At 34.4% G+C, this 20,726-nt stretch carries 17 protein-coding genes; 11 read left to right on the plus strand and 6 right to left on the minus strand.

Annotated features, from left to right (window positions below; translation table 11 throughout):
• Positions 1–114: 114 nt before the first annotated feature.
• Positions 115–693, minus strand: coding sequence for a pentapeptide repeat-containing protein (locus tag AC3QL1_RS13725; RefSeq protein WP_492492157.1), 579 nt, complete (start codon positions 691–693; stop codon positions 115–117).
• Positions 694–888: 195 nt separating this feature from the next.
• Here AC3QL1_RS13725 and AC3QL1_RS13730 point away from each other — a divergent pair, with 195 nt between their 5' ends.
• From AC3QL1_RS13730 to AC3QL1_RS13750, 5 genes are all read left to right on the plus strand, one after another.
• The gene (locus AC3QL1_RS13730) at positions 889–2,160 is read left to right on the plus strand and encodes a BamA/TamA family outer membrane protein (RefSeq protein WP_492492159.1); all 1,272 of its coding nucleotides are present in this window, start codon (positions 889–891) and stop codon (positions 2,158–2,160) included.
• 151 nt (positions 2,161–2,311) lie between these two features.
• Positions 2,312–2,986 carry a response regulator transcription factor gene (locus tag AC3QL1_RS13735; RefSeq protein WP_492492161.1) on the plus strand — a complete coding sequence of 225 codons (675 nt, stop codon included), beginning with the start codon at positions 2,312–2,314 and terminating at the stop codon, positions 2,984–2,986.
• Between the two features lies 1 nt (position 2,987).
• Positions 2,988–4,388 carry an ATP-binding protein gene (locus tag AC3QL1_RS13740; protein ID WP_492492163.1) on the plus strand — a complete coding sequence of 467 codons (1,401 nt, stop codon included), beginning with the start codon at positions 2,988–2,990 and terminating at the stop codon, positions 4,386–4,388.
• A 77-nt stretch (positions 4,389–4,465) separates the two neighbouring features.
• Entirely contained in the window at positions 4,466–5,188 is a 723-nt protein-coding gene (locus tag AC3QL1_RS13745) for a hypothetical protein (protein ID WP_492492164.1), read from the plus strand.
• Positions 5,189–5,232: 44 nt separating this feature from the next.
• Complete coding sequence (locus AC3QL1_RS13750; RefSeq protein ID WP_492492166.1) at positions 5,233–6,180, plus strand: bestrophin family protein; 948 nt, start codon at positions 5,233–5,235, stop codon at positions 6,178–6,180.
• 376 nt (positions 6,181–6,556) lie between these two features.
• Here the strand turns inward: AC3QL1_RS13750 and AC3QL1_RS13755 are convergent, their stop codons facing one another.
• Positions 6,557–7,975 carry an aminotransferase-like domain-containing protein gene (locus AC3QL1_RS13755; RefSeq protein ID WP_492492168.1) on the minus strand — a complete coding sequence of 473 codons (1,419 nt, stop codon included), beginning with the start codon at positions 7,973–7,975 and terminating at the stop codon, positions 6,557–6,559.
• A 104-nt stretch (positions 7,976–8,079) separates the two neighbouring features.
• Here AC3QL1_RS13755 and AC3QL1_RS13760 point away from each other — a divergent pair, with 104 nt between their 5' ends.
• Both AC3QL1_RS13760 and AC3QL1_RS13765 read left to right on the plus strand, forming a co-directional pair.
• Positions 8,080–8,994 carry an EamA family transporter gene (locus AC3QL1_RS13760; protein ID WP_492492169.1) on the plus strand — a complete coding sequence of 305 codons (915 nt, stop codon included), beginning with the start codon at positions 8,080–8,082 and terminating at the stop codon, positions 8,992–8,994.
• Between the two features lie 422 nt (positions 8,995–9,416).
• The gene (locus AC3QL1_RS13765) at positions 9,417–11,678 is read left to right on the plus strand and encodes an acyl-CoA dehydrogenase family protein (RefSeq protein WP_492492171.1); all 2,262 of its coding nucleotides are present in this window, start codon (positions 9,417–9,419) and stop codon (positions 11,676–11,678) included.
• 95 nt (positions 11,679–11,773) lie between these two features.
• Here the strand turns inward: AC3QL1_RS13765 and AC3QL1_RS13770 are convergent, their stop codons facing one another.
• Together AC3QL1_RS13770 and AC3QL1_RS13775 are read right to left on the minus strand one after the other, a co-directional pair.
• The gene (locus AC3QL1_RS13770; protein WP_492492173.1) at positions 11,774–12,208 is read right to left on the minus strand and encodes a hypothetical protein; all 435 of its coding nucleotides are present in this window, start codon (positions 12,206–12,208) and stop codon (positions 11,774–11,776) included.
• Between the two features lie 183 nt (positions 12,209–12,391).
• A complete protein-coding gene (locus AC3QL1_RS13775) occupies positions 12,392–12,736 on the minus strand; it encodes a 5-carboxymethyl-2-hydroxymuconate Delta-isomerase (RefSeq protein ID WP_492492175.1) in 345 nt (114 codons plus the stop codon).
• A 200-nt stretch (positions 12,737–12,936) separates the two neighbouring features.
• Between AC3QL1_RS13775 and susR the strand changes: the two genes are divergently transcribed.
• The 4 genes from susR (at position 12,937) to AC3QL1_RS13795 (ending at position 19,020) form a co-directional block, all read left to right on the plus strand.
• Positions 12,937–14,580, plus strand: a complete 1,644-nt coding sequence (susR, locus tag AC3QL1_RS13780) for a SusR family glycan utilization regulator (RefSeq protein WP_492492176.1) — start codon at positions 12,937–12,939, stop codon at positions 14,578–14,580.
• Positions 14,581–14,787: 207 nt separating this feature from the next.
• Positions 14,788–17,004 (plus strand): glycoside hydrolase family 3 C-terminal domain-containing protein, encoded by a 2,217-nt coding sequence (locus AC3QL1_RS13785; protein ID WP_492492178.1) that lies wholly within the window; start codon positions 14,788–14,790, stop codon positions 17,002–17,004.
• A gap of 144 nt (positions 17,005–17,148) precedes the next feature.
• Positions 17,149–17,796, plus strand: a complete 648-nt coding sequence (locus AC3QL1_RS13790) for a DUF1349 domain-containing protein (protein WP_492492180.1) — start codon at positions 17,149–17,151, stop codon at positions 17,794–17,796.
• A 93-nt stretch (positions 17,797–17,889) separates the two neighbouring features.
• The gene (locus AC3QL1_RS13795) at positions 17,890–19,020 is read left to right on the plus strand and encodes an acyltransferase family protein (RefSeq protein ID WP_492492182.1); all 1,131 of its coding nucleotides are present in this window, start codon (positions 17,890–17,892) and stop codon (positions 19,018–19,020) included.
• A gap of 238 nt (positions 19,021–19,258) precedes the next feature.
• On the opposite strand, the gene AC3QL1_RS13800 is transcribed toward AC3QL1_RS13795, so the two are convergent.
• A complete protein-coding gene (locus AC3QL1_RS13800) occupies positions 19,259–20,365 on the minus strand; it encodes an NADH:flavin oxidoreductase (protein ID WP_492492184.1) in 1,107 nt (368 codons plus the stop codon).
• Positions 20,366–20,372: 7 nt separating this feature from the next.
• Positions 20,373–20,675 (minus strand): ArsR/SmtB family transcription factor, encoded by a 303-nt coding sequence (locus AC3QL1_RS13805; RefSeq protein WP_264537251.1) that lies wholly within the window; start codon positions 20,673–20,675, stop codon positions 20,373–20,375.
• Positions 20,676–20,726: the final 51 nt, after the last annotated feature.

The following is a 20,726-nucleotide window of genomic DNA, read 5'->3' on the forward strand; positions in this document are numbered from 1 at the left end:
TATATAAATTAATTTAAAATTATTTATCATGAAAAGAGATGTTATAGTAGGGTAATTTCCATGTAAAAATATATTAATAGCCAGTTTTATACTGGCTTTTTTTATTCTTTGAACTTAACTTACAACCACATCATGCTTAAACAGCAGCCCTTTCACTTCTTTCAAAGAAAAAATAGCTTTCTTCAATTTGGTTTTTGATGGATCAATAGTATAATTATAACTTGTTTTAAAATCGGCTTTGTTGGCAATGGCTTTATCAAATTCTGAGCGGTATAAATCACAGTTTTCAAAAAGTACGCTTGTAAGATCTGTAGCCATAAAATCAACCGCAATTAAACTGCAATTGGTAAACGTTGTTCCTTTTATTTTTAAAGTATAAAACTTCGAAAAATCCAGAATGCAATCGTAAAAATGAACCTCAAAAATCAGTTTATCGCACATTGCAAAATTCACTTCCTTAATTTCACATCGATTAAAAGTAGCCGTTCTAAAAGCTACATAATTGATTTTGGCCTCATTAAAAACACAATCATTAAAAACGCAATCGATAAAAGTAACGGCTAAAAAAGTACAGGCAGAAAAGTTGCAATTATTAAAAACACAGCATTCAAAATCCTTAAAATTAAGATCATCCCGGCTATAAATTATGGTTTCGTATTCTTTATCAAGAAAATATTCGGACTCTTTTTTCAATGCTGATTTTTGCTGATTATTTAAGAGTGAAAAGATAATAATTACGACAGGATATTGAAGGATTTTAAGTGCTGTATTTTTAATTTTCTACTAAAATGCTCTTTGAATTTATGAGAATGATTTTGTAAAACATTGAAAATAAGACTTATATTTACAATAAGGTTAATTATTGTTCCAAAAAATTAAGACTTTCAGATGGTGAAATTTTTAAAAAATAATGTCTTTCACAAAAAATATAAAATCTTCGGATTGCTGTTTTTTATTCAATTTGCCTTGATTGCTCAAAATGATTCTATTAATCGGGAAATTTGTTCGCCTAAAACGATATTAGAAATCTTTAAAAAGAAAGATTCTGTTTATGTCGTTAAACCCGTTAAAAACAGCTTCTTTTTAATTATTCCGGCAATTGGTACACAACCGGCAACCGGCTTTTTCTTTGGTGCAGTGGCGCAATATACTTTTAAAGGAAAACAAAAATCCGATAAATATTCGATCGCAAATTTGGGCATAACCTATACCGTAAAAAATCAATGGCTGGTGAATGTCAAAAACAATATTTTATTAAAAAACAACAGAATATTTCTAAGCGGCGATTATCGGTTGTATCTTTTTTCACAGCCCAATTATGGACTCGGAACGAATATTATTCCGCCTAAGCGAGATCAGGATCCGGGATTTAGCATTGATTCTCTAGCGCAGCCAATGGATTATAATTATTTAAAATTTCACCAAACGGCTTCTTTCGAAGTAAAAAAGAATTTTTATGTGGGCGGCGGAATCAATATCGATTGGTATTCTAATATTTCTGATAAAGAACTGGATATTGAAAACCAAAAATTCACCTATCATTACGATTACAGCCAAAAATACGGATTTAATAATCTGGAATATTTTCTAACCGGCATGAGTCTTAATTTGGTTTACGATTCCAGAGATAATCAGGTGAATGCAACGCATGGCTGGTTTGCTAATATTAATTACCGTTTTAATCCGGTATTGTTTAATAATCAGCGTTATAGTAATGTCTTGTATACAGAGTACCGCAATTTTATTCCGCTTTCGCAGAAAAATGAACGCTATATTTTAGCAATTTGGACTTACGGGCAATTTGTAACCAGAGGAAAAGTGCCGTATTTAAATTTACCCGCCATTGGCTGGGATCAGCGAAGCAGAAGCGGAGAAGGATATACGCAGGGACTATTCAGAGGCACAAATTTAGTTTACCTTTCCACAGAATTCAGGTTTCCAATAACGTGTAATCAAATGTTAAGCGGAACTGTTTTTACTAATTTCGTCACAACAAGTAATCCGGATACAAATACAAAACTTTTTAGCTCTGTTCAGCCCGCAGCGGGAATTGGATTGCGCATTTTAATTGATAAAGCTACCAGAACGAATCTAATTGCAGATTATTCCTGGGGAAATCAGTCAAAAGGATTTTATCTGAATGCGGGCGAGACCTTTTAAAATAAGACTTCGGCAGTATTGTAAATATTAATAATGAGAAATTTATTTTTATTCCCATAAAATTGATTTCTTCACAATAAATTCATAATTCTAAATTATTCTGATTTATATTTTAAACTCAATTGCTATTTTTGTTAGAAATACATTTAGAATGAAACTACTAATAGTCGAAGACGAACCAAATCTACTCTCCATTTTACGCAAAGGTTTCGCTGAAAACAACAATGATGTCAGCGTGGCTCTTGATGGCAAAACGGCTTTGGAAATGATTCAGAATTACAACTTTGATGTAGTTATTTTAGATGTTATGCTTCCCGATATTAACGGAATCGAAATTTGCAGAAGATTACGTGCCGATAAAAATTTTGTTCCCATTTTGCTTTTAACTGCCCTTGGAACTTCAGAAAATATTGTAACCGGACTCAACGCCGGCGCCGATGATTATTTGGTTAAACCATTTAAATTTGGAGAACTCGACGCAAGAGTAAATGCCTTAAACCGAAGAGCGCATCAGGAAACTGAAAAAACAGATTCGATCATAATTGGCGATTTAGAAATAAACAGTCAGGCCAAAACGGTAAAACGCGAAGGAGAATCTATTGTTTTAACAGCCAAGGAATTTAAATTATTGTATTATCTGGCCAAAAATACAGGCCGAATTGTATCCAGAGACCAGATTTTAGACAATGTCTGGGACATTAATTTTGATATGAACACCAATGTTGTGGATGTTTATATCAATTATTTAAGAAAAAAAATAGACAAACCTTACACAACCAAACTTATTCATACCATGAAAGGTTTGGGTTATGTTATACAGCCATAAAATGGATATAAGAAAAAAAATTACTTTTACTTATGTTGCCCTTTCCACTTTTAGTACATTATTATTATGCATAATAGTTTTTGTATTATTTCGCGAAAACAACAGATATCATTTCTTAAAAAGATTAGAAGACAGGGCAAAAATCGTGGCTTCGATTCATTTTCAGGACGATCCCGAAAAAATAAAATACTACAGCAATCTTAAAAAAAACGGACTGGAAGAACTTATTGAAGAAGAAGAATATGTTCTTAAAATAAACAGTGCCAATAGTTTTGATTACAATACCAAACTAAATTTACCCAACTCATTTTATGCCACTATTCTGGAAACAGGAAAAGACTATTTTGAAATTGACAGTAAATATTATTTAGGTCAGGTTTTCACCGAAAACAATCAGAAATATATTGTAATTGTGGGCGCACGGGATCGACGCGGAAAAACGACAACCATTTATATTGCCAAAATCTTAATTTTTGGCGGAATTGGATTTGTACTTTTAGCTTTCTTTTTAGGCCGTTTTCTGGCGAAAAGAGTTATTAATCCCGTAGCGAGAATTACCAGAGAAGTGAACCGGATCAGTGCTTCAAATCTTCATAACAGATTGCCTGAAGTCAAGAATTCAGATGAGATTTCAGATCTTACACATACCTTTAATGATATGCTGGACCGATTGGAAACCTCTTTTGAAATTCAGGCCAACTTTATTAATAATGCTTCTCACGAACTAAAAACGCCAATTACAACAATTATTGCCGAATCTGAAATTATGCTTTTGAAAGAAAGAGAGGTTTCAGAATATATCGAATCATTGCAGAATATTTATGGTCAGGCTTCGAGATTAGGAAATCTAACCGAAAGTTTATTAAAATTAACCCAAACCGGTTACGACGGGAAAAAACAAGTTCTCGATATCGCCAGAATCGATGAATTATTGATGGATGTAAAATCAGATTTGGATAAAATTTATCCGGATAACCGCGTGAGTATTAAACTGAATTTTGCGCCAAAAGATTCTAATTTGCTTTTAATTCCGTGTAATAAGCCACTTCTGGAACTGGCAATGAATAACATCATTACAAACGGCGTTAAATATTCTGACAATAATGAGGTTTTTGTTACGCTTTCGGCTAATACAGAAGCGATTAAAATCTCGATTAACGATATCGGAATAGGAATTCCACCGGAAGATATTCCGCATTTGTATGAACCTTTCTTTAGAGGAAAAATTGCGGCCAAATATATAGGTTACGGTTTAGGACTTCCTTTGGCATCAAAAATTATCCGAATGCACGATGGTGAAATTCAGGTACAATCAGAACAAAATAAAGGTACAATCGTAACAATTGTCTTTAAAAAAGACATTAAAAAATCCAACATTAAAAATTCTAATGTTGAATCTTAGAAAATTCTAATTTTACATTAAGATCCTTCTAATTTACAGGGTGTTATTTTGTATGTATAAACTAAACGATTATACATATGAAAAATTTTCTTATACCTACCACACTAGAACAAGATACGATCAGCGCTGTAAAATCGGCAATTAATCAGGCAAAAAACACCAATTGCGAGATTATATTAATGATGGTTTCTGATACGCCGGACACCTTTTCGGCTTCACAATTTTTACGTGAAATGAAAACCAGCCTAACTGCAAGTCAGGATGAAGTTTTGGAAACCTGCCGTTACATTATCGAGCACACGCCAAACTGCAAAATAAAAATTCACAATCAATTTGGACTTTCGGCACCTATTTTTAAAGGAATTATTGATGCTTTTGCTATAAAATTGGTCATCCTAACTCATTCTTATAAGCAGGAAACAAAACGCATTCATCAATATGTTGTAAAATTAGCCGGAAACCAAAAAGGCCCAATTTTACATTTAGGAACAGAATCTCTTAAAGACGATTTTAGTAAAGCGCTTTACATCGAAAATGCAAAAGCAAATATGCATGTGAAAGATGTTCAGCACTTTTTGAGCCAAAATTTCTCTTATGAAATTGTGAGCCAGACATCCAATTTTGATGATAATTACGAGCAATTTGCGCCTTATTTATCTGAAGCTATTTCAAAATACGATATTGATTTATTGGTAGAAACCCGTAAAGGCGAAAAAATCAAATTCAAAAAAACAAAAAAAGAAAACAGCAGCGACAAACTCGGACTTCCTGTTTTATCGCTTTACGAAGAATTAGCCTAAAAAACTGACTTCAAAACAATTAAGTTAAATTTAAAACTCAAGATATGTTATTAAAGAAAAGAATTCCAATGAGGTACGTTCTCGGAAAAATTAAGGTGGAGTTAGGTCTTGTAATGGCTTATACCATATTATTCGAAGTTTTTCATCACTATTTCATCAATATCTCTGTAGATATTCCAATCGCAATTCCAACAATGGTTGGAACAATTATATCCTTACTATTAGCTTTTAAGTCAAATCAGGCTTATGACAGATGGTGGGAAGCCAGAATTATCTGGGGTTCAATCGTAAATGAATCCAGAACGTTGATTAGACAAGTATTAACGTTCTATAAAGATCCTGATTTTTCGGTAGAAGCAAATGATTTCAAGGAAAATTTCACCAAAAGACAAATTGCATGGTGTTACAGTTTAGGGCAGGCTTTACGAAATAAAGACGCTATAAAACCCATTAAAAATTTCATTAGCGAAGAAGAATTAAACTTTGTAAAAAACCATCAGAATATTCCAAATGCGATTCTTTTACTACACGCCAGAGATTTAAGAAACGCCAGAAAAGACAAGCGTTTCAACACCTATCAGCAAGTAGAAATCGACAATACCTTAACAAGATTGTGTGATGCAATGGGGAAATGTGAGAGAATTAAAAACACGATTTTTCCAACAACATACAGCATGTACATCAGGTTGACATTGTGTTTGTTCATTGTTTTATTGCCTTTTGGCTTAATCGATTTATTAAGCTGGTTTGCGATTCCGTTAATTACAATTATCGCGGGAACTTTCTTTTTGATCGAAAGAATGGCAATTCACCTTCAGGATCCCTTCGAAAACAGACCAACAGATACGCCTGTAACGGCTATTTCAAACGCAATTGAAAAGAATTTGATGCAGATGTTAAATGAATTTCAGGTCGAATTTGACATCATAAAAGAATTCGATCTTAAACCTGAGCCTAAAGCGCTTACCGGAAACGAGTACTTTGTTCTTTAATTTATATTAGTCTATTTAATTGTAAACCAGATGACGCTTTTGTGCGTTGTCTGGTTTTTTCATTTTCACATTTAATTGGATTTTGGAATTTAAAAAAGATTGGAATTTTAATTAGAAGCTAATCCCGCTATCCGTTCCAATCTTTTGTGGCGAACCCCGCCACAAAAGGATTTCCACTTCTATCGGGGCTAGGGCACTCGTTTTCATAAGGGCTATTTGTCATTTCGACTGAAGGGAGAAATCACATCCAGAGAGCAACGTACTGTATGTCCTTACTTTATGTGATTTCTCCTCCGTCGAAATGACAAACTGGTATCAAACCCGACAGGTTTTAAAAAACTGTCGGGTTTATCGCAATCATAAAAAAAAACTAAAACTATGTTTTAAGCAATTTCCCCAAAGTCTGTATCGAATGTCGCAATTCATTTGTCCACGGCAAACCAAAACTCAATCGCATACAATTCGAAAACTGATCCTGAAAAGAGAAAATCCTTCCCGGCGCGAAACTAATATTATGTTGCATCGCCAAATGATAAAAAGCCGCTGTATCAATTTTTTTATCTAATTCAATCCAAAGAAAAAATCCGCCCTGAGGCTGACTTACTTTTGTCCCTTCCGGAAAAGATTCCAGAACCGTATTGATATAATTATTACAATTTTGATTCAGAATCTGGCGAATCTTACGCAGGTGATTTTCATAACGTCCGTTTTTCAGGAAATCGCCCACAACCTCGTGCGTAATAGTAGGCGAGGAGAGCGTGTGATAAATTTTATTACGCAGAATTTGTTTTTTAAATTTCCCCGGAGAAACCCAGCCCACGCGATAACCCGGAGCCAAAGTCTTAGAAACCGAACTGCAGCAAAGCACAATTCCGCTTTCATCATAGGTTTTGCAATTGGTTGGCCGGCTTGATCCAAAATACAAATCACCGTGAATATCATCTTCAATCAACGGAATATCATAAAATTCCATCAGTTTGACAACCTCTTTTTTATGTTCAACCGGCATCATACTTCCAGACGGATTGCTGAAATTACTCATCAAAAGGCAAAGTTTTACTTTTTTTGTAGAAAGCGCTTTTTTTAAAGCCTCCAGTTCTATTCCAGTTGTCATATTGGTAGGCAATTCCATAATATACAAACCCAGTGATTTAGCCAGTTGCAGAATTCCAAAATAGGCCGGACTTTCGGTAATAATTGTATCGCCGGGTTTCGTTAAAGTCATCAAACAATGAGAGATAGCACTCGTACAGCCCGGTGTTGTGATAATATCATTTTCAGTCAGAGAACCGCCCCAGGTAAAAGACCAGCGTGCAATTTCTTTCCTCAAATTCAGATTTCCCTGCACTTCTTCATAACTCGTTCCGCTGTTTGGGAGTTGGCGTGTCGCCTGAATAATTCCCTTATTTAATTTCGCAATAGGCAAAAGTTCATTCGACGGAAAACCCAAAGAAAGCATCGTAATATTTTTATCCGTCATATTGCGATACACCTGATCAATTAAATCTTCGCGATCGATATTCAAAGACTTCAAAACCGGACTGCTTGGCGTAGGTTCTGCAATTATCCTTGCCGAAGTATTACTCACATAATAGCCTGATTGCGGTCGCGCTTCAATCAAAGATCTGCTTTCAACTTCATAATACGCTTTACTCACAGTGCTCATACTGTAACCCGTTTCGGCACAAACTTCACGAATAGAAGGCAGTTTATCGCCAACGTTTAAAACGCCCGATTTGATTTGCTTTTCAATTCGGTCAGCAAATTGCAGGTATAAGTAATTAGAATTTCCCATAAATAAAAACTGTTATGGTGCAATTTACAAAAACTGTATCTGTATTGCTTATTTATTTTTGTGAAATTTGTTTCAGAATAAAACCAAACCAAAAACTATAACTTGTGAAAACAACAAAATACTACATCGCAGCCATAACCGCTTACACTATTTGGGGATTTTTTAGTCTTGTACTAAAACCAATTCACGAATATGCCTCTTTAGATATTCTATTTTTTCGTGTATTTAGCTGTAGTATTTTGATGTTACTGATTTCATTTGCTTTCAAACGAAAAAAAGTAAAAGAAACAATCGAAATCTTCAAAGCATTACCAAAATCTGAAAAAAGAAAAGCACTTTTACTAAACATTGGCGGAAGCGTTTTTTTAATGCTTAACTGGTTCACCTTTATTTATGTAATGAATCATGTCAGCGTAAAAGCCACATCGCTTGCTTATTTGGTTTGTCCAATCTTAACCACTTTACTGGCGTATTTTCTTCTGCATGAAAAACTAAGCAAAACCCAATGGATTTCTGTCGGATTAAGTATTTCAGGCTGTTTACTTTTGTCGTATGCCGATATAATGGATATGTTTTTCAGCATCATTATTGGCCTTACTTACGCTTGTTATTTGGTAAGTCAGCGTGTCAATAAAGGTTTTGATAAATTTATAATCCTGACATTTCATATTACATTGGCAGCGTTGATATTACTGCCTTTTTATCCGGCATACAGCGGTCCGGTTCCAACAGAATTTAAGTTTTATTTCTGTATCGAAACCATTGCCATTTTGTTTACGATTTTCCCGTTGTTCCTGAATTTATATGCACTTTCCGGTATTAATTCATCAACAGTTGGAATGTTGTTAAACATCAACCCAATGATTGCCTTTGCATTAGCTACTTTTGTTTATCACGAAAACATAACCGTATTACAAATCACTGCTTACAGCATTATTTTTATAGCTGTAATCGTTTTCAACTCGCATCATCTTTTTGCATTAAAACAAAGATATACACCGGCTTCAAAAAATATTTAAAGTTTCGCCACAAACTTCACGAACCTGAAAACTCCAAATTGACATAGTCCGATTTCAAATGAGATTTGATGAACATTCGTGAAGTTGTGGCTGGTTTTTCAATTAATTTAAAGTACAAGAGTTACTAAAATTTTCCGCCACGAATTCACGAATTAGCTTTATAAAATTCGCAGATTCGTGGCGATTATTTTTACAGATCATAAAATTACCAGAATCTTAACAGGATATTTAAACAGGAATGAGTATTTTTCATTTCTGTTTTTTTATGCAATATTGCATGTGAAAAATGTTGCCACGAATTTCACAAATTAGCACGAATCAAAATTTATTTGCGTAATTTTTTAAAATTTCAACATAAAAAAATTAGCGAAAATTAGTGGAATTCGTGGCAAACAAAAACAAATAACCAGATTCAAAATCTTATGAAAACTAGAAAACTACAAGCCTTCATTCCCTTATTTTATTTAGTGTGGTCAGACGATCTTTTAACCCAAAAAGAATTTTGGACGATTCAGCAATTCATAAATAATTTAACCTGGCTTTCGCCTGAAGAAAAACAACAGCTGCTTTCTAAATTAGACATTACAAATCCGCCATCGCGAAATGAATTGTCCCAATGGAAACAAGATATAGAAAAAAGTATAAAAGATAAATCATCTATAAAATCGATTTTTGATATTGCCGAAGCACTTTCAGAAGAAGATGTAGATATTTCAACATTAAAACCTGATTTTTTAAAACTGGAAAATGATTTGGGCGTTTTAGGTGAAGAAGTAATTCAGAACTTTAAAACAAAAGCCGATTCTTTTACGGCGACTTCTCAAACCAATTCAAATTTTGATATTCAGAAAATAACCGAACTTTTAGACGGCAAAGAAGCTGCGATTATCAAAAAAGTAAAATCAGTTATTTCGAGACCTGAATTTGCTTATGAAACTTCAACAGATATCAATGTATATCGCCAAACCGTTTACAATTGGTGTAAAATTTTAGCTGAAGAAAATCTCGGAAATATGGCATATCCAAAGCAATACGGTGGAGGAGAAAACATAGCCGATTATTTTGCGATAATGGAAACATTGAGTTATCACGATTTGAGTTTAGTAATAAAATTTGGTGTTCAGTTTGGGTTGTGGGGAATGAGCGTTCAGTCTTTAGGAACTGATAAACATTATGCCAAATATCTTAAAGACATTGGTTCACTAAAAATTCCGGGTTGTTTTGCAATGACAGAAACACATCACGGATCAAACGTAAAGGGTCTGGAGACAACGGCGACTTACAATCATAACGATCAAACGTTTACGATTCATACACCGCATAAAAATGCTCAAAAAGAATATATTGGAAATGCAGCCGTTCACGGTCAAATGGCGACTGTATTTGCGAAATTAATTATTGACGATCACGATTACGGAGTAAACGCTTTTGTTGTGCCGTTGCGCGATACAAACGGAAATACGTTAAACGGAGTTACAATTGGCGATTGCGGTCATAAAATGGGATTAAACGGCGTAGATAACGGAACAATTTCGTTTGATAATGTTGTGATTCCAAAAGAAAATATGCTCGATCGTTTTGCATCCGTAAATGATAAAGGCGAATTTGAAAGTCCAATTCCGAGTGATAACAGACGTTTTTTCACGATGTTAGGAACTTTGGTTGGCGGTCGAATCGGGATTCCGCGTTCGGCATTGGCTGCAGCCAAATCAGGATTGACAATTGCGATTCGATATAGCGATCAACGTCGACAATTTGGACCTGAAGGCGGATCAGAAGTGCCAATTTTAAATTACAGAATGCACCAACGCAGATTGCTTCCGCATTTAGCGAAAACTTATGCAGTTCATTTTGCCTTGCAATATCTTACGAATCGTTTTTTAAACAGAACAGAAGAGCAAATGCAGGAAATTGAAGCCCTTGCAGCCGGAATGAAATCCTATTCGACGTGGAGCACAAGAGATATTTTACAGGAATGTCGTGAAGCAATTGGCGGAAAAGGATATTTATCTGAAAACAGAATCGATGCTTTAAAAAACGATACCGAAATTTACACGACTTTTGAAGGCGATAATACGGTTTTGATGCAATTGGTGGCCAAAAACCGCTTATCAGAATTTAGAAAAGCTTTTGGTGAAATGGGCTCTTTGGGAATCATCAATTATGTTTATGAAAATGCAAAAGTGGCTATTTCTGAGAAAAACCCAATCGCAACGAGAAGAACAGATGATGAACATTTATTGGATTCTGAATTCCATTTGCAGGCTTTTATTCACAGAGAAAAAACAATTCTGGCTTCTGCAGCGCGACGTATTAAAAAGTTAGTTGATGGCGGTTTAGAAGCTTACGATGCTTTTAATGTCGTTCAGCATCAAATGATTGACGTTGCTCAGGCGTATCTTGAAAGAATTGTTTTAGAACAGTTTCAGGAAGCGATTAAGACCGTTGAAGACATCAATTCAAAAGAAATTTTGACAAAATTATATCAGTTATATGCACTTTCGCAAATAGAAAAAAACAAAGGCTGGTACCTTGAAGATGGTTATATGGAAGCTGTTAAAACGAAAGCAATTCGTAAAATGGTAAATCAGCTTTGTTGGGATATTCGTCCGGATGCCGTTGCGTTAGTAAATGCTTTTGATATTCCGGAAAGTTGTTTAGCTGCTCCGATTGCTGTTAATTGAGAATATAGAAAATAGAAAATAGAGTAAAGAGAATAGACTTTTTATGAGCTTTGTCAAAGTTTAAAACTTTGACAAAGCTTATTGTTTTCATTTTTTTAAGATTCAAAATTCATAATGGTGAATTCTGAATAGCTAATAGATAAGTAAGGATTTTTTATTTTCTGCCAATGTCCTTTTTCTTGATCAACGAGAAATTCACTAAAAATCTCAAATGCATTTTCTTTTTTATGCCAGGATTCACCGTTTTCAATTATTAAATCTTCAAATAAAATTTCATCAACTCTATGAAATGAATTTAGATCAGAAAATAAATCCATTAACTTTTTTTCAAAAGCTATAATTCGATTATAATATTCTTCATGATGAATGAAGAGGCTATATTTTATAAATACTTTTATTATATTTATTTCACCCTCAAAATAAATGATAATTTCTTCTTCAAATAAAGTTCCTTCAATAACATTGTATTCTAGGTCATTAAGTTTAGTTTTATATTCAATATGATTATCAAAAGCACTTATATTTTTCATGATTCTACTATAGAATTCATGAAAATTTTCATTAATTAAATAAGTTGTTAAGTACATAAAATCATCTATTAAGGATATGATTTCACTTTGAATTCATTTTTTGAATTCAAAGTGAAGTTGTGTTTTTTTATATCAAAGTAATTTTGTGATAATTTTATTTATATCAAAAAACAAATCAAACTTTTAAATCATCGTTTTATTAAAATAACTTGCCTTCTCAAAATCTTTGATATTGATTGAAATCACTGGAACTTCAGGAAGAATTTCATTCAGTTTGGTGACAATGGCTTTCGATAATCTGGCTTTTTGATCTGTATTTCGACCTTCCATAATATATCCGAAAACATGAATAAAATCATCGAGACTATTTCCGTTGTTATAATAAGTAAAAGGGTTAATTCTGACTTTCACTTCGGAAGCAATAAATAAGTCACTAGACATTGCAGCATCAAAAACTTTCTGCATAATGTCATCTGCAGATTTTAATCGGATTACGTTTTTAGAACAATCAATAACAAAATGTGGCATGTTGAAAATAGTTTATATTATGAGGAATTCAGTTCAAACAAAGCTACGAAAACATTATTTTGATTTGTTTTAAAACGTGTTTTATAATATGAATTGTTGAATTTTTTTGTTACTAAATTCAAAATTTGCGACTTACTAAATATTGCATTTTTATTTCTACACTTTCTTATATTTGTAAGTCTCATTATATCTTAATTAGTTTGAAAAATTATCTGTTTTTTTGTTTGTTCGTTCTTTTGGGAAGTCCTGTTTATTCATCGGATAGTATAGATACTATTTTGAAAAAACTAAACGACGCACTCAAAAACAAACAGCGATATGTTGAGTTAAAAGAAGAGCGTATTTTGAACTTCAAAAAAATCAAATCGGCTGATTTAACGAAAGAACAGGAATACAATTACAACAAAACTTTATATTCAGAATACCAGAAATTCAACTCTGATTCGGCTATTTTTTATGTAAAAAAGAACCTCAAAATTGCTGATGAACTTCAAAATAAAGATTTATCAGATTTGGCGAATATCCAATTGGTAACGCTTTATTCTTCCTCGGGAAAATACCGTGAATCAGAAGCTATTCTAAAAAGCATCAACAAAAAAACATTATCAAAAACATTACTTCCAACGTATTATGTGGCGTATCGCGAATTTTTTGAACATTATGCGGCAAATAGTTATGACATAAAATACATTCAGCAGATAAGAAAATACCGTGATTCGCTGTTGATGGTTTTAGATCCAAATACGCTAAACTATCAAATTAATAAAATTCAGCAGGGAATGTCCCGGCAAAAAATCCGGGCTGCCGAAAAGCAATTATTGGATTTACTGAAAAACACCAAAGAAGATAATCCCCAATATGCGATGATTACATACCTTTTGGGAAGTATTTATGAGCGAACACACCAACTGGAATTAAGAAAAAAATATTACGCGCTTTCGGCAACCGCAGATATCAAAAACGCTAATAAAGACAATGCGTCGCTTCAGGAACTTGCTTTGGTTTTTTATGAAGTTGGCGATGTCGATATGGCCTATAAACTCACACAATCGGCAATTGAAGATGCGCTTTATTGCAACGTACAATTTCGTACGCTTTTAATGTCAGAAGTTTATTCGATCATCAATACGGTTTATTTAGAAAGAGAAGCAAAGCGAAAAACAGAGCTTCAATTGTACCTTTTATGCATTAGTCTGCTTTCTTTATTTTTGATAGTGGCGGTTATTTATGTGTACAAACAGATGAAAAAAGTTTCCAGAATTCGGGGAGAATTATACGAAACAAGTCAAAAATTAGCCGAATTAAACAAAGATATTACCGAAACCAATAATCAGTTGCAGGAGCGTAATTCGCAATTGTCTGAATCCAATCACGTTAAGGAAGAATATATTGCGCATTTTTTCAATCTGTGTTCCGCTTACATCAATAAATTAGAGAACTATCGCATTATCTTAAACAAAAAAGCAACGGCGAAACAGTTTGACGAAATATATAAAATGCTCAAATCAACTACTTTGGTTGATAATGAACTGGAAGAATTGTATAAAAACTTTGATATTATCTTTCTCAATTTATATCCAACATTTGTAAAAGACTTTAACGACTTGCTTATTAAAGAAGAACAAATCGTATTGAAACAAGGAGAACTTCTAAATACAGAGCTTCGTATTTTTGCTTTAATCCGACTTGGAATTACAGACAGCGTAAAAATTGCCGCCTTTCTTCGTTACTCTTTAAGCACGATTTACAACTATAGAACCAGAGCTCGAAATAAAGCCGCAGTTTCGCGAAATGATTTGGAAGAAATGGTCATGAAAATAGGTTTAATTTCGTTGAAAGTGTAACGATTTATTTTAAAATCACTACTTTTTTTGTCCTTTAAAAAATATTAACTATTTAATAATCAATTATTTAATTTTTTATTTCACTACTTTTTTTCGTTTAAAAATCTCATGCATACTATAACGTTTTAGCTTTACAATATTATTATAAGGTACTTTTGACCACTTACTATCTTATATATAATTTAATGCTTAAATAAAATTATAGTTATGTTTAAAAACATTAAAACAATTGTTGTTTTACTTTTGTTGACTTCGGTTGGGATCAATGCCCAAAACAAAGTTCCGGTTTATCTTGATGATACAAAGTCGATTGACGAACGTGTTGCTGATGCGCTCTCAAAAATGACCACCGACGAAAAAATTGCCATGATTCATGCACAATCAAAATTCAGTTCGCCGGGCGTACAGCGCTTGGGAATTCCGGAAAACTGGATGACTGATGGACCACACGGAATTCGTACCGAAGTGAAATGGGACGAATGGGATCAGGCTGGCTGGACAAACGATTCCTGTATTGCTTTTCCGGCATTGACCGCACTTTCTGCCACCTGGAACAAAGAGTTGGCTTCTTTATATGGAAAATCGATTGGTGAAGAAGCACGTTACCGTAATAAAAATGTATTATTAGGACCGGGTGTAAATATCTACAGAACGCCACTAAACGGTCGTAATTTCGAATATATGGGAGAAGACCCGTTCTTAACTTCAAAAATGGTTGTTCCTTATATTAAAGGAGTGCAGTCAAACGGCGTTGCGGCTTGTGTGAAGCATTTTGCCTTAAACAATCAGGAAACCAATCGTAATACGGTAAACGTAATTGTTGATGATCGTGCTTTGTATGAGATTTATTTGCCTGCATTTAAAGCCGCTGTACAAGAAGGTGATGCATGGGCAATTATGGGTTCTTACAATAAATATAAAGGGCAGCAATGTTGCCATAATGAGTTTTTGTTAAACGACATTCTTCGTGGAGAATGGGGTTTCAAAGGTGTTGTAGTCTCAGATTGGGGCGGAGTTCATGATACAAAACAAGCAATTCATAATGGTTTGGATATGGAATTTGGTTCCTGGACAAACGGACTTTCATGGGGAACAAGTAATGCTTATGACAACTATTATTTGGCAAAACCATATTCAGAAATGATTAAAAAAGGCGAAGTTGGAACGAAAGAATTAGACGAAAAAGTACGTCGTATTTTACGTTTGTCTTTCTTAACAACAATGAATAAAAACAGACCTTTCGGGTCTTTTGGTACAGAAGAACACGCAAAAGCAGGATTAAAAATTGCTGAAGAAGGAATTGTATTGCTTCAAAACAACAATAATATATTGCCGATCAATCTTTCTAAAACTAAAAAAATCGCGGTTATTGGTGAAAATGCCATTAAAATGATGACCGTTGGTGGAGGAAGTTCTTCACTGAAAGCAAGATACGAAATCACACCACTTGAAGGTTTAAAGAAAAGAATTGGCAATCAGGCTGAAATTGTGTATGCTCGCGGTTATGTTGGAGACCCGACAAGTAATTATAACGGCGTTGTTGCAAAAGTGAGTTTAGAAGAAAAACGTTCTCCGGCAGAATTAACGGCAGAAGCTTTAAAAGTGGCCAAAGATGCTGATATTGTGCTGTTTATTGGAGGTTTGAACAAAGCCCCAAATCAGGATGATGAAGGACACGATCGTACAGGATTAGAACTTTCTTATGGTCAGAATGAATTAATAAGTGAATTGGCGAAAGTCAATAAAAATATAGTGTTTGTAAATATTTCAGGAAATGCTGTGGCAATGCCGTGGGTAAAAGAAGTTCCGGGAATTGTACAAGGCTGGTTTTTAGGTACTGAAGCAGGAAATGCTTTGGCAGCAGTTTTAGTTGGAGATGTGAATCCGTCAGGGAAATTGACTTTTACTTTTCCTGTAAAATTATCTGATAACGGAGCGCACGCTTTAGGAGAATTTCCTGGTGGAGAAGACGTAACATACAAAGAAAGCATTTTTGTTGGATACCGTTGGGCAGACAAACAAAAAGCAAAGCCATTGTTCTCTTTTGGACACGGTTTAAGCTACACGACTTTTGAATACGGAAAAGTGACAGCTGATAAAAAACAAGTTTCTGCAGATGATAAAATCACATTTTCTGTTAATGTAAAAAACACTGGAAATAGAGAAGGTTCAGAAATTGTTCAGTTGTATATCAGTGATTTAAAATCTTCATTAGTACGTCCGATTAAGGAATTAAAAGGATTTGACAAAATTTCGCTTAAAGCGGGAGAAGAAAAAACAGTAACCTTTACAATTGACAAAACAGCTTTGAGCTTTTTTGATGATAAAAAACACGACTGGGTTGCAGAACCGGGTGCTTTTGAAGCAATCGTTGGCGCATCTTCAACAGATATAAAATCTAAAGTGAGTTTTTCACTTCAATAGTTTCATTATTTCTAAATTGGTTGGTTGTAAAGCTGCAATGTAAAAAGTTGCAGCTTTGCTTTTGGTGAAAAAGTTAAATGTAAAATGTTAGGTGTTAGAAGTTTTACTTTTTGGAGAAAAACTTTACTTTTAAATTTAAAGAATATGAAAAAAATTGTACTTAGTGCCATTGTTTTATTTCTGGCACATAATCTTTCGGCGCAAAGCCTGAACAAAATGCAGTGGTTTAATGAACCTGAAAAATGGGAAATTAAAAACAATGCTTTGATTATGAATGTTACGGCAAACAGCGATTACTGGCGTATTTCTCATTATGGTTTTACCGTTGATGACGCACCCTTTTATTACGCCACTTATGGAGGAGAATTTGAAGCAAAAGTAAAATTAACCGGAAATTATATTGCCCGTTTTGACCAAATGGGATTAATGCTTCGTATTGATGAGAAAAACTACATCAAAACCGGAGTTGAATTTGTGGATGGAAAATTCAATATTAGCACGGTTGTAACGCACGATAAAAGTGATTGGAGCGTGACAACTTTAGAAAAAGCACCACCATTTGTATGGATAAAAGTCGTGAGAAGATTAGATGCTGTTGAAATATTTTATTCTTTTGATGATAAAAATTATATCCTGGCCAGAAATGCACCTTTACAAGATAATACGCCGGTTATGGTTGGTTTAATGGCGGCTTCACCAGATGGAAAAGGTTTTGAAGCTAAATTCGAAAACTTCAAGGTGACACATTTACCAGATCAGAGAAGGTTGGAATGGCTGAAAAATCATCAATAAGTAAATGCCAAATTTTTTAAATTGCTTCGCCTGTTCGCTACCGATCGATTCCAATTCTAAAATCTAAAATCTGCAATCTAAAATAAACAATTTATGAGTTCTATTTCTACTGATATTCAACCAAAAAAACATTATGAAATTCTCGACGGTTTACGTGGAGTTGCGGCAATATTAGTTGTTGCATTTCACATTTTTGAAGCTTTTAGCGGCGGAAATCGTTTTAAACAAATCATCAATCACGGTTATCTGGCCGTGGATTTCTTTTTTCTTTTATCCGGATTTGTTGTGGCTTATGCTTATGACGATCGCTGGGCAAGAATGTCACAATGGGAATTTTACAAACGACGTTTAATTCGCCTGCAGCCCATGGTAATTATGGGAATGATCATTGGAGCTATCTTTTACTATTTTCAGGCTTCGGATATTTTGTTTCCGATGATCGCCGGAATGGAAGTCTGGAAAGTGATTCTAACGATGATTATTGGATTTACTTTGCTTCCAATTCCGCCATCATTAGAAATCAGAGGCTGGGGCGAAATGCATCCTTTAAATGGTCCGGCGTGGTCGCTTTTTTTCGAATATATTGCTAATATTTTGTACGCCTTGTTTTTCCGCAAATTTTCGAATAAACTACTGTCCGTTATTGTACTGATATTTGCCGGACTGTTAATTAATTACACCGTTTTTGGTCCAAAAGGAGATGTAATAGGAGGCTGGTCACTAAATTTGGAGCAAATGAATGTTGGTTTTACTCGGTTATTATACCCGTTTTTTGCCGGAGTTTTACTTTGCCGATTAGGAAAACTGATTCATATAAAAGGCGCTTTCTGGGTTTGCAGTATCTTAATCACGATTGTTTTGGCATTGCCAAGATTTGGAGACGAAAACACCTTATGGATGAACGGTTTATATGAATCTTTCTGTATTATTTTGGTCTTTCCTCTTATTGTTGCAATTGGCGCCGGCGGAGAAATAAAAAGTGCTTTTTCGACTAAAATATGCAAACTTCTTGGCGATATTTCCTATCCAATTTATATCACGCATTATCCATTAATTTATTGGTTTACCGCTTGGGTTGTAGATAATAAAGTTTCTATGCAGGAAGGTTATCCACTAGGAATTGGCGTTCTGATTGCAAGTATTGTATTAGCATTTTTATGCTTGAAATTATATGATGAACCAGTTCGTAAGTGGCTTCAAAAAAGGGACAAAGGTTCAAAGTAACAAAGGTTCAAAGGTTTGAAGTGGCAAAGGCACAGAGAAAAAAAACTTATTTCCTTTGAACCTTTGCCACTCTGAACCTATTTTTAAAAATATTGAATTTCTAATTTTGTTAGTTATAGATATTCAAAAAAAGGGATGAAACATAATGTTTCATCCCTTTTGTATATAGAATTATAAAGTTCCCAGTGCAACCTTTGTCCCTTTGAACCTTTGCCACTTTGCACCTTTAAAAAAAAACTTATTCTAAAACCAATGCCCCCAAAGCTTCTTTACTAAAACCTTTTAATTCATCTGTTTTTCCGGCTTTGATTTTTGCAACCCAGTTTGGATCAGATAAAAGAGGTCTTCCAACGGCAACTAAATCAAAATCACCTCTGTCGAAACGTCTGTTTAGTTCTTCAAGAGAAGTTGGCTGAGAACTTTCTCCTGCAAAAGCGCCGAAGAAATCTCCTGAAAGTCCCACAGAACCTACCGTAATTGTTGGTGTTCCGGTAACTTTTTTAGCCCATCCGGCGAAATTCAAGTCGGAATCTTCAAATTCAGGTTCCCAGAAACGACGTTGAGAACAATGTAAAATATCAACTCCGGCGTCAACAAGAGGCGTAAGCCACGCTTCTAATTCCTGTGGATTTTTTGCCAGTTTATAATTATAATCAGAAGGTTTAAATTGAGAAAAACGCATGATAACAGCAAAGTCATTCCCCACTTGTTTTCTGATTTCTTTTACCACTTCAACTCCAAAACGGTTACGTTCAGGAAGTGTTTTTCCACCATAAATATCGGTACGTAAATTTGTTTCGGCCCTAAAAAACTGATCGATCAAATAACCGTGCGCACCGTGAATTTCGATCGTATCAAAACCTAATCTTTTAGCATCAGCAGCCGCTTTTCCAAAAGCAAGAATAGTATCTTCAATATCTTTTTCAGACATCGTATTTCCATTATTGAAATCCGGACGGTTTAATCCTGACGGACCTTCAAACGGAACTGGCGGAACCCATCCTGAATGGTGATTATCCATAATTCCCATATGCCAGATTTGTGGTCCCATTGAACCTCCTGCAGCATGAACTTCTTCGATCACTTTTTTCCATCCTTTTAAAGATTCATCTCCATAAAAGTGAGGAACATTGGCGTCGTTTGATGAAGATGGTCTGTCGATAACAGTTCCTTCAGATAATATTAGACCAACTTCGCCTTCAGCTCTTTTTTGATAGTAAGCAGCTACTTCGTCAGTTGGAATTCCGTTTGGAGAAAAAGAGCGCGTCATTGGCGCCATTACGATTCGGTTTTTAAGATTTAACGTTTTTAAGTTAAATGGCGAAAACAGGTTGTTTGTACTCATAAGTAATTTACAAATTAGTTTGAATTAATTTACTGAGTGCTTCAAAGGCACCTTCGTTGCGTTTATAGTATGTCCATTGCCCAACGCGTGTGGCTTCGATAAAACCAGCCCGTTGTAAAATCGACAAATATTCAGAAACTGTCGATTGTGTAAGTCCCGCTTTGGCCTGAATTTGCCCAACACAAACTCCGTGTTCAAATCCAGCATGCTGAAGTTGTTCGGGAAAGTTTATTTCGGGTTCTTTCAGCCATTCCAGCATTTGTAATCTGGATTTATTCGAGAGTGCCTTAAATATTTCTATATGTTCCATGGTGCAAATATATCGACTTTTCCCGATATACCAATTAAGGAAAAAATATTT

This window comes from Flavobacterium sp. GW823-FHT04A11 (genome assembly GCF_058796535.1).